Annotated in this window: 15 protein-coding genes and 1 riboswitch; of the genes, 11 read left to right on the forward strand and 4 right to left on the reverse strand. The window is 72.0% G+C overall.

Annotated elements, in window-relative coordinates; all coding sequences use genetic code 11:
- The first annotated feature begins 70 nt into the window (after positions 1-70).
- Positions 71-280: riboswitch (cobalamin riboswitch) on the forward strand.
- A gap of 41 nt (positions 281-321) precedes the next feature.
- Both metE and alr read left to right on the forward strand, forming a co-directional pair.
- The gene (gene metE / locus DI269_RS21740; protein ID WP_112139745.1) at positions 322-2,553 is read left to right on the forward strand and encodes a 5-methyltetrahydropteroyltriglutamate--homocysteine S-methyltransferase; all 2,232 of its coding nucleotides are present in this window, start codon (positions 322-324) and stop codon (positions 2,551-2,553) included.
- A 125-nt stretch (positions 2,554-2,678) separates the two neighbouring features.
- Entirely contained in the window at positions 2,679-3,845 is a 1,167-nt protein-coding gene (gene alr, locus DI269_RS21745; RefSeq protein WP_112139748.1) for an alanine racemase, read from the forward strand.
- Here the strand turns inward: alr and DI269_RS27300 are convergent.
- The gene (locus DI269_RS27300) at positions 3,842-4,147 is read right to left on the reverse strand and encodes a hypothetical protein (protein ID WP_157975148.1); all 306 of its coding nucleotides are present in this window, start codon (positions 4,145-4,147) and stop codon (positions 3,842-3,844) included. The genes alr and DI269_RS27300 overlap by 4 nt on opposite strands.
- Between DI269_RS27300 and DI269_RS21750 the strand changes: the two genes are divergently transcribed.
- From DI269_RS21750 to DI269_RS21785, 8 genes are all read left to right on the forward strand, one after another.
- Positions 4,146-5,045 carry an alpha/beta hydrolase gene (locus DI269_RS21750; protein WP_157975149.1) on the forward strand — a complete coding sequence of 300 codons (900 nt, stop codon included), beginning with the start codon at positions 4,146-4,148 and terminating at the stop codon, positions 5,043-5,045. The two genes, DI269_RS27300 and DI269_RS21750, sit on opposite strands and share 2 nt — an antisense overlap.
- Positions 5,046-5,107: 62 nt before the next feature.
- Positions 5,108-5,584 carry a tRNA (adenosine(37)-N6)-threonylcarbamoyltransferase complex ATPase subunit type 1 TsaE gene (tsaE, locus tag DI269_RS21755; RefSeq protein ID WP_112139754.1) on the forward strand — a complete coding sequence of 159 codons (477 nt, stop codon included), beginning with the start codon at positions 5,108-5,110 and terminating at the stop codon, positions 5,582-5,584.
- Positions 5,581-6,246: a tRNA (adenosine(37)-N6)-threonylcarbamoyltransferase complex dimerization subunit type 1 TsaB gene (tsaB, locus tag DI269_RS21760; protein WP_112139757.1), complete on the forward strand. Its 666-nt coding sequence runs from the start codon at positions 5,581-5,583 to the stop codon at positions 6,244-6,246. Before tsaE ends, tsaB begins: the two co-directional genes overlap by 4 nt.
- A gap of 47 nt (positions 6,247-6,293) precedes the next feature.
- Entirely contained in the window at positions 6,294-6,740 is a 447-nt protein-coding gene (gene rimI / locus DI269_RS21765; protein WP_112139759.1) for a ribosomal protein S18-alanine N-acetyltransferase, read from the forward strand.
- A complete protein-coding gene (tsaD, locus tag DI269_RS21770) occupies positions 6,737-7,795 on the forward strand; it encodes a tRNA (adenosine(37)-N6)-threonylcarbamoyltransferase complex transferase subunit TsaD (protein ID WP_112139761.1) in 1,059 nt (352 codons plus the stop codon). Before rimI ends, tsaD begins: the two co-directional genes overlap by 4 nt.
- Before the next feature lie 37 nt (positions 7,796-7,832).
- Positions 7,833-8,384: a mycothiol transferase gene (locus DI269_RS21775; protein WP_112139763.1), complete on the forward strand. Its 552-nt coding sequence runs from the start codon at positions 7,833-7,835 to the stop codon at positions 8,382-8,384.
- 39 nt (positions 8,385-8,423) lie between these two features.
- Positions 8,424-9,446: an endonuclease/exonuclease/phosphatase family protein gene (locus tag DI269_RS21780; protein ID WP_112139766.1), complete on the forward strand. Its 1,023-nt coding sequence runs from the start codon at positions 8,424-8,426 to the stop codon at positions 9,444-9,446.
- A 97-nt stretch (positions 9,447-9,543) separates the two neighbouring features.
- Positions 9,544-10,110 carry a dihydrofolate reductase family protein gene (locus tag DI269_RS21785; protein WP_112139768.1) on the forward strand — a complete coding sequence of 189 codons (567 nt, stop codon included), beginning with the start codon at positions 9,544-9,546 and terminating at the stop codon, positions 10,108-10,110.
- A gap of 54 nt (positions 10,111-10,164) precedes the next feature.
- Here DI269_RS21785 and DI269_RS21790 read toward each other — a convergent pair whose 3' ends face one another.
- The 3 genes from DI269_RS21790 to DI269_RS21800 all read right to left on the reverse strand — a co-directional run bounded on the left by DI269_RS21790 (position 10,165) and on the right by DI269_RS21800 (position 12,915).
- Complete coding sequence (locus tag DI269_RS21790; protein ID WP_112139770.1) at positions 10,165-10,701, reverse strand: GNAT family N-acetyltransferase; 537 nt, start codon at positions 10,699-10,701, stop codon at positions 10,165-10,167.
- An 87-nt stretch (positions 10,702-10,788) separates the two neighbouring features.
- The gene (locus DI269_RS21795; RefSeq protein WP_112139772.1) at positions 10,789-11,766 is read right to left on the reverse strand and encodes a S66 peptidase family protein; all 978 of its coding nucleotides are present in this window, start codon (positions 11,764-11,766) and stop codon (positions 10,789-10,791) included.
- Between the two features lie 84 nt (positions 11,767-11,850).
- Entirely contained in the window at positions 11,851-12,915 is a 1,065-nt protein-coding gene (locus DI269_RS21800) for a hypothetical protein (RefSeq protein ID WP_198667621.1), read from the reverse strand.
- A 96-nt stretch (positions 12,916-13,011) separates the two neighbouring features.
- On the opposite strand from DI269_RS21800, the gene DI269_RS29195 reads away from it, so the two are divergent.
- Positions 13,012-13,151 (forward strand): histidine phosphatase family protein (locus tag DI269_RS29195; protein WP_198667622.1); only part of this gene is annotated, 140 nt, incomplete at its 3' end.

Here is a 13,151-nt window from a genome sequence, read left to right on the forward strand (position 1 = left end):
GCGCTCATCCGAGGCCCGCGCCGGTTCTCACACTCTGGCCGAGGTGGACGGGGCGGGCGTCCGCGCCCGTACCATCGCAATCGACGCTGGTTCCGCGGTGAAGGCCTTCGCCGCGGCTAAGAGGGAATCTGGTGGGAATCCAGGACTGCCCCGCAGCGGTGAGGGGGAACGAAACCCGCCATGAGCACTGGGCCCGCGAGGGTCTGGGAAGCGGCGGGGACTAGGCGCCGGCGACGGAGCGCCCCCGAGTCCGAATACCTGCCCGCGTACCGCGCGCGACCGCGCGCGGTCCCGCTGTCGCAAGTTCGAGGGAACTGACACATGACGAACCGCATTGCCGTGCGCTCCACCGCACTCGGATACCCGCGCATCGGATCGGGCCGCGAGCTCAAGCGCGCGCTCGAAGCCCACTGGTCCGGTCGGCTCGACGCCGCCGGGCTCGAACGGGCCGCCGCCGCCGTCCGCGCCGAGATGCTCGATGATCTCTCGGTCCTGGACCAGGTCCCCACCGGCGTCTTCTCTTATTACGACCACGTGCTCGACACTGCTTTCGCAGTGGACGCGGTCGCCCCGCGGCACCGGCGGGAGGACTTTCTCTCCTCCTACTTCGCCGCCGCCCGAGGGGACGCCTCGGCCGCGCCGCTTGAGATGACCAAGTGGTTCGACACCAACTACCACTACCTGGTGCCCGAGATCGGGCCCGCGACCGCGTTCACCGCCAAGCCGCAGAAGGCCGTCGCCGAGTTCCTGGAGGCCCGCGAGCGCGGCCTGGACGCCCGGCCGGTCCTGGTCGGGCCCGTCTCGTTCCTGCTGCTGGCCAAGGCCGCCGACGGCTCGCCCGAGGACTTCCGGCCGCTCGACCGGATCGATGACCTGGTGGAGGTGTACGCCGAGATCCTCGCCGAGCTCGGGCGGGCCGGGGCCGGGCTGATCCAGCTCGACGAGCCCGCGCTCGCCGCCGACCGGACCCCGGAGGAGCTCGCGGTCGTGGCCGCGGTGTACCGGAGGCTCGTCGGCAGCGCCGAGATTCTCATCGCCGGGGGCTACGGGCCGTTCGGTGAATCGCTGCCGGTGCTGCTCGACGCCGGGGTGGAGGGCATCGCCCTTGACCTGGTGCGCGGCCGCTCGGACCTTGATGCACTTGAGGCACTGAATGTTTCACGTGAAACATTCATCGTCGCCGGCGTGGTCGACGGGCGCAACATCTGGCGGACCGATCTTGCAAGGGCCGCAGCCGATATCGAGCGGATTCAGAGGCTCAGCGACCGGGTCGGGGTTTCGTCGTCCTCCTCGCTGCTGCATGTTCCGGTGGACCTTGCGGCGGAGTCCGAGTTGCCGACCGAGTTGGTTGACCGGCTTTCGTTCGCTCGGCAGAAACTCGCCGAGATCTACTCGCTCGCCGATCCTGACGGGTCGCGGGACGCCCGGCTTGCCACTCCGGACTCCTGGCGCGACGACTCGGTCCGCGCCCGACTCGCCGGGCTCGGCTCGGACGCCGACCGGCGCGCTCCTTACGCCGGCCGCCGCGCCGCGCAGGCCGAGCGCGTCCCGCTCCCGCCGCTGCCGACGACCACGATCGGCTCGTTCCCGCAGACCGCCGAGCTCCGCAAGGCCCGCGCCGCCCACCGGCAGGGCCTCATGATCGACGCCGACTACCACGCCCGCATGAAGGCCGAGGTCGCCGCCGTCATCGCCCAGCAGGAGAAGCTCGGCATCGACGTCCTCGTCCACGGCGAGCCCGAGCGGAACGACATGGTCCAGTACTTCGCCGAGCTCCTCACCGGGTTCGCGACCACCGCGGCCGGGTGGGTCCAGTCGTACGGGTCGCGCTGCGTCCGGCCGCCGATCCTGTTCGGGGACGTCGCTCGGCCCGCGCCCATGACCGTGCCGTGGACCTCCTACGCGCAGTCGCTCACCGACAAGCCCGTCAAGGGCATGCTGACCGGCCCGGTCACGATCCTCGCCTGGTCGTTCGTGCGCGACGACCAGCCGCTCGCCGACACCGCCGACCAGGTCGCCCTGGCCCTGCGCGACGAGGTCGCCGACCTCGAAGCCGCCGGGACCGCGATCATCCAGGTCGACGAGCCGGCCCTGCGCGAGCTGCTGCCCGTCCGCGAGGCCCCGCGCGCGGCGTACCGCGAATGGTCCACGCGCTCGTTCCGCCTCGCCACCTCCGGCGTGCGGCCGGACACCTCGATCCACACGCACCTGTGCTACTCCGAGTTCGGCGTGGTCATCGACGCGATCGCCGCGCTCGACGCCGACGTGACCTCGATCGAGGCGTCGCGCTCGAAGATGGAGGTCGTCGCGGACCTCGGCCGCGCCGGGTACCGCAGCGGCATCGGGCCGGGCGTGTGGGACATCCACTCCCCGCGCGTGCCCGGCGCCGCCGAGATGGCCGAGGCGCTGCGCCTGGCCGTCGCCGCGCTCGGGCCCGACCGGGTCTGGGCGAACCCGGACTGCGGGCTGAAGACCAGGCGCTATGAAGAGGTCGTCCCCGCGCTCGAAGGGCTCGTCGAGGCGGCGCGCACCGTGCGGGCCGAGTCCGCTTAGCAGTCTCGGCGGTACCGGACCGTACATCCTGTTTCCTATAGGATGTACGGTCCGGGCGTCTGAGAATCCCCCTGGGTGCGTTGCGGCGGCCCGGTTCCCGGGGCACGTACCCTTGAGCCGTGGCGATGGACAACTACCGCATCCTGACCGAGCCGGTGAACGGCGGCATGTCCGGACTGGCCAAGGCCAGCGCGGACTGGCGGCGGCTCGCGCACAACGTCGAGGCGCTCGCGCACGTCGCGGGCGTCCCGATGATGGCGATGGTCAAGGCCGACGCGTACGGGCACGGCATGGTCCCGGCGGCGCGCGTCGCCGTCGAGGCCGGGGCCGACCGGCTCGGCGTGGTGACCCTGAAAGAGGCCTGGCAGCTCCGGCATTCGGCGGGGCTGGAGGGGGCGCCGGTGATGGCGTTCTTCTTCGCGCCCGAGCAGTCCGGGCTGGCCGAGGTGGTCGGGGCCGGGATCGACCTGGGGGTGTCGTCGCCGGCGCAGCTGGAGGCGGCGGCCGTGGCGGGTGAGCGGGCGGGGACGCCGGCGCGGATCCATCTCAAGGGCGACACGGGGATGTCGCGCGGCGGGGTGGCCGAGCGCGAGTGGGAGTCGGTCGCGGAGGCGGCGGCGAAGTTCCAGGCGGCCGGTTCCGTCGTGGTGGCGGGGGCGTGGAGCCATCTGGCGTGCGCCGATGAGGTCGGGCATCCGGCGAATGCGGCGCAGAAGGCGGCGTTCGAGCGGTATCTGGCGGCCGTGTCGGCGGCGGGGTTGGAGCCGGAGGTGCGGCACTTGGCGAACTCGGCGGCGCTCATCGCGGACCCGGAGACTCGTTATGACCTGGTGCGGCCGGGGATCGCCTTGTACGGGTACAACCCGGTTCCTGAGTTCCCCGTGGACTTGAAGCCCGTGCTTGAGGTGCGGTCGCAGGTGATGAGCGTCAAGCGGCTCCCTGCGGGGTCGGGGATCTCGTACGGGCACACGCACATCCTGGAGCGCGACACGAACGTCGCCCTGGTGCCGCTCGGTTACGCGGATGGGATTCCGCGGGCGGCCTCGAACCGGGCCGAGGTGTACCTGGCGGGGAAGCGGCGCCGGGTGATCGGGCGGATCTGTATGGACCAGTTCATGGTCGACTGCGGCGACGACGCGGTGAAGGCCGGTGAGCCGGTGGTGCTGATCGGTGCGGGTGCGCAGCATCCGGACGCGGACGAGTGGGCGGCGTGGGCCGGGACCATTCCGAACGACGTGCTGACGGGGCTGGGGGCGCGTATCCCCCGGTTGTGGAACCGGGGCTTGGACTAGGCCATGGCTGAGACGGTGTCGGGCCGCGGGTCGCGGCGGGCGCGCGGCTGGGCGGTCGCGGGCGGGATCACCGGCGGTGTGGCGGTGGGTGCGGCGCTGGCGTGGGGGGTGCCGCGGTACCTGGCGCGGCGGACGCGGGCGGCCGCGTCGGATCCGTATGCGCACGAGCCGTTCGAGATGCCGCCGACGAACTCGGTGCGGACGGTGGAGACGCGGGACGGGTCGTCGGTGCATGTCGAGACGGCGGGGCCGGAGGACGCGGACCTGACGGTGGTGCTGATCCACGGGTACATGCAGGACATGGGGACGTTCTACTTCCAGCGCAAGGCGGTCGCGGACGCGGTGCGGGGCGGTCTGCGGTTGCGGGCGGTGCTGTACGACCAGCCGGGGCACGGGCGGTCGGGCGGTCTGGTGCGGACCGAGTACACGATCGACGACCTGGCGGAGATCCTGCGGGACGTCCTGGAGGAGGCGGCGCCGAACGGGCCGCTGGTCCTGGTGGGGCATTCGATGGGCGGGATGACGATCATGTCGTACGCCCGCCTGTACCCGGAGGAGTTCCGGGAGCGGGTGAAGGGCGTGGCGTTCCTGTCGACGAGCGCGGCGGGGCTGGACACGGTGGAGACGAAGCCGATGCGGGCGCTGCGGCGGCTGCGGCGGACGGTGCTGCCGATGCTGCAGCAGGTGGCGGGGTGGACGCCGGATCTGATCGACCGGTCGCGGCTGCTGGCGGGGGACCTGGGGTGGCTGCTGACGCGGAAGGCGTCGTTCCGTTCGCCGAATCCGCCGGGGTCGATCGTGACGCTGGTGGAGCGGATGAACCGGCGGGCGTCGATCCAGTCGATCGTCGGTTATGCGCGAGCTATCCTCGACCACGACGACATGGCGGTGTTGCCGCAGTTCAAGGGCCTGCCGATTCTGGTGGCGGTGGGGGACGGGGATCCGTTGACGCCGCCGGGGCATTCGCGGCGGCTCGCGGAGGCGCTGCCGGGGTCGCGATTGGAGCTCATAGCCGAGGCGGGTCATTCGCCGCAGCTGGAGTATCCTGGTGAGATCTCACAACTGTTGTTGGAGATGATCGACAAAGTCGCGGCCGAGATCGGTGACGGTTCGCTGCGTCCGGAAGCCGCGCCTCCGGGTGCCGATCCCGCGCGCCACCGCCGCTGGAAGCCGTTCCCGCGCCGGCACGGCCGCGCGTAGCGGTACACGCAGACTTGGGCGCCGGCGCGCAGCAGCGCCGGTTCGCAGAAGAGGAGTGAGACGTGAGGCTGACGCTCCAGACAGCCGGAGACACCCACGAGTTCGGGCGGCGCCTGGCCGCGGTCCTGCGGCCGGGCGACATCGTGATCCTCACCGGCCCGCTCGGGGCCGGGAAGACCGCGCTCACGCAGGGCGTGGGCGCCGGGCTCGGCGTGGAGGGGCGGATCACCAGCCCCACGTTCGTGATCGCGCGCTCGCACCGCGCCGGGGCCGCGGGGGTGCCGCTGGTGCACGTGGACGCGTACCGGCTGGAGTCCCTGGACGAGATCGACGACCTGGACCTGGACACCGACGTCGAGGCGGCGGTGACCGTGGTCGAGTGGGGTGCGGGCCTGGCCGAGCGGCTCGCGGAGTCGCACCTGGAGGTCGCGATCGAGCGCCGGGCGGACGAAGTCCGCGAGGTGGTCCTGCACGCGCGCGGCGGCGACTGGGCGTCGCGCCTGGCGTCGCTGGACGTGCCGGTGGGCGCGGCCGCATGAGAGTGCTCGCCCTCGACACCTCCACCAGTGCCGTGCAGGCGGCGCTCGTCGACCTCGACGACGACGAGCTGTTCCTGACGTCGTTCCGCCGCGAGATCGACTCGCGCGGGCACGTGGAGAAGCTCGGCCCGTTCATCGAGGCGTGCCTCGCCGAGGCGGGCTGGGCCGCGAAGGACGTCGACGCGGTCGTCTCCGGGGTCGGCCCGGGGCCGTTCACGGGCCTGCGGGTCGGGATGGTCACGGCCGCGGCGTTCGCCGACGGCGCGGGCATCCCGGTGTACGGGGTGTGCTCGCTCGACGGGATCGGCGGGAACACGCGCGGCCGGGCCCTCGTGGCGACCGACGCGCGCCGCAAAGAGGTGTACTGGGCGGTCTACGAGGACGGTGTGCGCGAAGGCGAACCGCAGGTCGGCAGGCCTGAGGACCTGCCGGAGACGGGCGCGGACTACGCGATCGGCGAGGGCGCGGCGAAGTACGCCGGCGAGCTCGCGGTCCCGGCCGAGACCGAGCCGGTGTACCCGGACCTGGTGAAGCTCGTGGAGCTGGCCGCGCCGCGGCTCCTCGCCCTCGCCCCGTCCGAGCAGCTCACGCCGCTGTACCTGCGCCGCCCGGACGCGCAGCCCGCGAAGGGCCCCGCAGTCCGGCCCGCCAGTGGGAAGTGACCGCCGCCGCGGCCGTGCCCCGTCCCGGCGTGGTACAGCTTGACGTGATGAACGGTGACTTGAGGATCGAGCGGGTGCGCTGGTGGCACCTGTCCGCGATGGCGCGGATGGAGCAGGCGATCTTCGGACCCGAGGCGTGGAGCGAGGGCGTCCTGTGGTCCGAGCTCGCGGCCGGGCACGACTACCGGGCCGTCTTCGACGGCGAGGAGATCGCCGGGTACGCGGGGACCGCGTTCAGCGACACCGAGGCGTGGATCAACAACATCGCCGTCGACGAGGCGTACCGGCGCCGCGGCGTCGCCGTGAGGCTCATGGACGACCTGATCGCCCGGGCCCGGGCGGGCGGCGCGAAGTCGGTGCTGCTGGAGGTCGCGGTCGACAACGTCCCGGCCCAGCGCCTGTACGACCGCTACGGTTTCTACGGCATCGGCGTGCGCCGGAACTACTACCAGCACACCGGCACCGATGCCGCCGTGATGAGGATGGACCTGTGAAGAACGAACCCTTGGTGATGGGCATCGAGACCTCGTGCGACGAGACCGGGGTCGGGATCGTGCGCGGGCACGAGCTGCTCGCGGACGCGATCGCGTCGTCGGTCGACGAGCACGCCCGCTTCGGCGGGGTCGTGCCCGAGGTCGCCAGCCGCGCCCACCTGGAGGCCATGGTGCCGACGGTGCAGCGCGCCCTCGACGACGCCGGCGTCACCCTCGCCGACCTCGACGGCATCGCCGTCACCGCGGGCCCGGGCCTGGCCGGGGCGCTCATGGTCGGCGTCGGCGCCGCCAAGGCGTACTCCATCGCCACCGGTGTCCCCGTCTACGGCGTCAACCACCTGAGCGCGCACATCGCCGTCGACACCCTGGAGAACGGGCCGATCCCCGAGCCCGCGATCGGGCTCCTCGTCTCCGGCGGGCACTCCACGATCATGATGGTCGAGGACCTCGCCGGGAAGGTCACGCAGCTCGGCGCCAGCATCGACGACGCCGCGGGCGAGGCCTTCGACAAGGTCGCGCGCCTCCTCGGCCTCCCCTTCCCCGGCGGCCCGTACATCGACCGGGCCGCGAAGGACGGCGACCGGGCGTTCGTCGAGTTCCCGCGCGGCCTCTCCGCCGCGAAGGACCAGGAGAAGCACCGCTACGACTTCTCCTTCTCCGGGCTCAAGACCGCGGTCGCGCGGTGGATCGAGGCGCGCCGCGCCGACGGCGAGGACGTGCCCGTGGGCGACGTCGCCGCCGCGTTCCAGGAGGCCGTCTGCGACGTCCTCACCCGCAAGGCGATCCTCGCCGCGAAGGAGCACGGCGTCGAGACGATCCTCCTCGGCGGCGGCGTCGCCGCGAACTCGCGCCTGCGCGCCCTCGCGACCGAACGCGCCCAAGCCGCCGGCCTGACGCTCCGCTACCCGCGCCCGAAGCTGTGCACCGACAACGGCGCCATGGTCGCCGCCCTCGGCTCGCACCTCGTCGCCGCGGGCGTGGCCCCCTCCCAGATCGACTTCCCCGCGAACTCGTCGATGGACGTCGAAGTCGTCTCGCTCGCGAACGCGCTGTAGGCCCCGGCTGTCGGTGCCCGGCGCTACCGTAACCGGCATGACCGACACTCCGTGGGAGCCGCCGCTGGCGGGGACCGAATCCGAACACCTCCTGGCGATGCTCGAACGCCTCCGCACGACCTTCCGGTGGAAGGCCGACGGCCTCGACACCGCCGGGCTCAACCTGCGCATCGGCGCCTCGGCCCTCACCATCGGCGGGCTCCTCAAGCACCTCGCGCGCGTCGAGGACATCACGTTCGCGTGGAAGATGCGCGGCTCCTCCCCCGGCGAACCGTGGGTGTCCGCGCCCCTCGACGACACCTGGGAGTTCACCACCGCCGCAGACGACAGCCCCGAATACCTGTACGGGCTGTGGGACGCCGCGGTCGAACGCTCCCGCACCCGCCTCGCCGCGATCGTCGCCGACGGCGGCCTCGACCAGCCCGCGCACTGGGAGTGGCCCGGCCGCGGCCACTTCTCCGTCCGCCGCATCGTCTGCGACCTCATCGAGGAGTACGGCCGCCACACCGGGCACGCCGACCTCCTCCGCGAAGCCGTCGACGGCCGCGTCGGCGAGGACCCGCCCGAAGGCTGGAAACCGCAGTCCTGACCGCCCGGGCAGTGGACGCCGGCCGCTAGATTCGGGCCCATGACCGACACCGAAGTGGCGACAGCGACCGAAGAGCAGGCCCCGGCGCCGCGGCGGCCCTGGTGGCGGTCGCGGTGGCTGCGCGCCCTGTCGTGGACCGGCACCGCCGGGGTCGTCGCGTACACGCTCATCCGGCTGCTCGGCCTGGAGACCGGCTGGCTCCTGGTCACCACGATCGCGTTCGTCCCCTACTTCGCGGCGGCCGCACTCGCCGCCGCCGGTGTGCAAGCGGCCGTACGGCACTGGACCGCGCTCGCCGTCACCGGCGCCGCCGTCCTCGCCCTCGGGGCCGTGCTCCTGCCGCGGGTCGTCGCCGACGAGACCGCCGAGGCAGGCGGCACCGAGTTCACGGTCATGTCCGTGAACCTCTACGTCGGCCAGACCGACCTGGGGAAGGTCGTCGAACTCGTCAAGGAGCGCCAACCGGACCTGCTCAGCGTCCAGGAGCTCACCCCCACCGCCGCCGAGACCCTCTCCGAACTGGGGCTCGACGAGCTGCTGCCCCACTCGATCCTCGAACCCGACTGGCTCGCCGTCGGCACCGGCCTGTACTCCGCGCACCCCATGGAACGCATCGACACCGTCGGGCGCGACGGGATCTTCTTCCAGATCGGGGCCGAGGTCGACCTCGGCGACGACGCCGTCCGCTTCATGGCCGTGCACACCGCCGCCCCCGCCTCGGTCGAACGCATCCCCCTGTGGGAGAAGGACTTCGAAGACCTGCCCCGCCCCGACGGCGGCGCCCCGTGGGTCCTCGCCGGCGACTTCAACGCCACCCTCGACCACGCCAACATGCGCGGCCTCCTCGCCGACGGGTACACCGACGCCGCCGAGGCCACCGGCGAGGGACTCCAGCCGACCTGGCAGCCCACCGAGGGCTACCTCGACGGGCTCGTCAAGATCCCGGCCGTCACCCTCGACCACGTCCTCGCCGAGACGGGCGTCGCCGTCCTCGACTGGGAGGTCCTGGAGAAGGACGGCAGCGACCACGCCCCCGTCCTCGCGAGGCTCCGACTCCCGTAAGCGGCTTCCTGAAGCGGATTTCAGGTTTGCGATGAATCCTGTCGGAGGGCGTCGTCATAGTGGAGGAGAAGCCATCCGCTGAAAGAAAGGCCACGTCATGCGCCAGCTCATCGTCACCGCGTTCGTCTCCCTCGACGGCGTCATGGAGGCCCCCGGCGGGGAGGCCGGATACCGCAACACCGGCTGGACCTTCAAGGACATCGAATTCGTCCCCGAGGCGTACGAGATCAAGGGCCGCGAACAGGACGAGGCCGGGGCGCTCCTGCTCGGACGCCGCTCCTACGAGGCGTTCGCCCCCGTGTGGCCCACCATGACCGAGGAGTTCGCCGGCTACAACGCGATGCCCCGCTACGTCGTCTCCACCACCCTCAAAGAGGACGACGAGCGCTGGCCCGCCACGATCCTCCGCTCCCTCGACGAGGTCGCCGCGCTCAAAGAGGGCGAAGGCGGACCGATCTCCGTGCAGGGCAGCGCGACCCTCGGCAAGCACCTCGCCGACGCCGGACTCGTCGACCGCTACCACCTGCTCGTCTTCCCCAAGCTCCTCGGCGCCGGCAAGCGCCTGTTCTCCGAGGCCGACCAGGACGCCGTCAACCTGACGCTCGTCGAGCACGAGGTGTACTCCAACGGCATCCAGAAGCAGGTCTTCGACGTCGTCCGCTGAGAGCGCGGTCCGCCGGCGCCCCCGCCGGGCCGGAGCCGATCCGGCCCGGGGTGCTCAAGCGGGAGCGGCGTCCTTCTTGAGCGTCAACCGCTCGCACGGGAACGAAGCGCCGCTCAGTTCGGCGTTCTTTCGGGCCCCGTCGGCCTCGAAGCCGTACCGCTCGTAGAAGCGGCGGCTGACCTCGCTGCCCTCCAGCATCCACACCCGGACCGGCGCCAGGCCCTGCTCGGTCAGCCAGCGCACGCCCTCGTTCATGAGGGCGCGGCCCGCGCCGCGGCCCCAGCGGTCGGGGTGGACGTAGATCGCCTGCACCTCGCCGGGGACGCCCGGCCCGGCGTCCTCCTCGTCGGCCTCGTCGTGGTCCCAGGTGAACACGGCGAACGCGATCACGTACGGGCCCTTCTCGGCCACGAGGGTGAGTTCGAGGGGGCGCTTCTGGGCGAGGTGGCGGACGTACCGTTCGGAGGCCTCTTCGGGGAGAGCGGCGAGCACGTCGGCGTCGACGAGGCCGGCGTAGGCCGCGCGCCAGGAGGCGGTGCGGACCTGAACCATCTCGTCTGCGTCTGCGGGGGTGGCCGTTCGGATCCTCATGTCTACCAACCGTGCCCGAAGGTCCACAAGAAATCAACCACTCGGGCGGCCGTAATTGCGACGACAACCCGTTCGTGCAAGAAACGTCTAGGCGACCGGGGACTCCAGCAGCCGCAGCTCGCGGGCCGTGGCGTCCACGGAGGCCAAGGCCCCGACGGGCATCGGAAGATTGGGGCCGGTATGTCCGAAGTCGACTCCCGCGAGGACGGGGAAGTCGTAGTCGGCGAGGACGTCGAGGACGACGTCCCTCACCGTCGCCTTTCCTCCCGGCGCCGCGACGGGCAGTTCGACATCGAGGGGGATGCCCACGACCATCGCGCCGATGCGGTCGAAGACGCCCGACATGCGCAGGACGTGCAGCTGGTTCCAGACGTGGCCGAGGTTGCGGCCCACGTCCTCCCAGAAGAAGACCGCGCGGTCCCAGGTCGCGGGCGTGAGCTTGAACGGGGAGGCCTCGACGTTGATGAGCCGGTCGAGCAGGCCCCCGACGAGCCTTCCGGTCGCCTGGCCCGGTTTCCAGGTCTCCCAGGTGTTCTCGGCAGGGAGGGACACCTCGGTGACGGCGCCGGTGAGGAGTCCGTGGAGGAGGTCGAGGACGGCCTGGTGCCTTTCCGGCGAAGCATCCCAGAATCGCCCGCTCAGGCCGGGCGCGAAGTCGGCGTGCATGCCGACGAGTCCGGTGCGGGAGTGGAGGGCGAGGTGGAGGGCGGTGATGTCGCTGAAGCCGAGGAGCGGTTTGGGGTCGCGGCGGACCGCGTCGTAGTCGATGCGGTCGAGGTACCCGGAGGTGGCGTTGCCGCCCGCGAAGGGGATGATCGCGCGGACCTCCGGGTCGTTCAGCAGTGCGTTCAGCTCCGCAGCCTGCGCCTCGGGCGGTGCGGCTCGCCAGAAGCGGTTGCCCCCCGACTCGACCAGAGGAGTGACCCGGACCCGGTAGCCCAGGCCGCTCAGGGCCGCGACCGCCGCGTCGAGCTGGTCCCGTCGGAGGTCCGACCTCGGGCCCGAGAGCGCCGCGATCGCGACGGTGTCGCCGGGGTGGAGTCGCTTGGGGCGCAGGGGTTCCATGTGGTGGTGCCTCCTCGGGACGGGTACGGGCCGGGACCAGCCTAGCGGCGGTCCCGGCCCGGGCGCAATCCCTGGTTGCAAGCGTTATCTGAGCGCGTGGGCGGGCTCGGCCGCATCGACCGCGGCGGTCCTTCGGGCCCGGGCGACGGTGATCGCGATCCCGGCGAAGGCCAGGAGGACCGAGGCCGCGTAGGCGGCGAGGGAGGCGGCGTCGGGCGAGGCGAACGACTGGCCGCGCACGGCCTGCCAGACGGCGGTCGCGAACACCCCGAGGTAGCCCGCGGCGGACCAGCGGACCACGGCGGCCCGGACCCGGTCGTCGCGCAGCCACACCCGGCGGGCCGCCAGGAACCCGAGGAGCATGGCCAGGCCGATGAGGACCTGGATGCCGTGCAGGCCGATGAAGTGCGCGACCCGCATGTCGCCGCCGGTGGTGGACCAGCCGGTGAGGAACATGCCGTTCCCGTCGAGGTCGCCGACGCCGTGCCCGGCGTTGAGCGGGACCTCGTTCCCGTTGGCGTCCACCTGGGTCCGCTGGCCCTGGCCGCCGACGGTGACGATGAAGAACGCCGCGAACATGCCGAGGCTCGACAGCAGCAGGCCCCACCGGATGACCGCCGTGACCGCGCGGTCGCCGAAGCGCTGGAACAGGACCAGGACTGCGATGACGACGTTCGCGAGGAACATGACCGGCACGAACTGGAACGCGCCCTGCACGACCTGGTTGAACGCGTCGTCGGAGGCGTTGAAGTGGCTGAACGTGCCCATCGCGGCCGCCGCGACGATCACGCCGACCTCGGCGGCGCTGATGACGGCGAAGACCGTCCCGAACACCCAGCCGGTGCGGCGCAGCTTCGTCATGTGCGACAGGAGCCAGGCAAGGCTGAGGCAGTAGGTGAAGAAGGAGAAGCCGAACTTGAACGACTTCACCCACACGCTCTCGCCGAGGATCGTGCGGTCGTCGAACGGCATCGCGAGCAGCGAGGCGAGGGCGACGACCCCGCACGCGATCCCGAGGACCAGCAGCGGCCGGTGCCAGCGGCGGCCCCCGTGCGTGAGTGCCAGCCCCGCATCGGCGGCGCGCTCGGCGGCCGTGGGGCGGCCCGGGGTCTTGGGGCGGTGGGCGGTGATGACCGGGGTAGTGCTCATGGGAACGACGGTATTTTCGTTTCCCTTGCCGCACACTGACGCAGACCGCCGAATAAGCGGTAGGGCCTGCCATACCAACCCCGCTAAGCTGCGGCGATGACGACGGTGTTCGTGGTGCAGCACGGTGAGAAGGAGCGCGTCCCCGGCGATCCGGGCCTGACGGCGCGGGGCCGGGCGCAGGCGGCGCTGGCCGCGGAGCGGCTGCGCGGGGAGGGCCTGCGGGCGGTGTTCGCGAG

This window comes from Glycomyces dulcitolivorans (genome assembly GCF_003265355.1).
In the GTDB taxonomy this organism is placed as follows: domain Bacteria; phylum Actinomycetota; class Actinomycetes; order Mycobacteriales; family Micromonosporaceae; genus Glycomyces; species Glycomyces dulcitolivorans.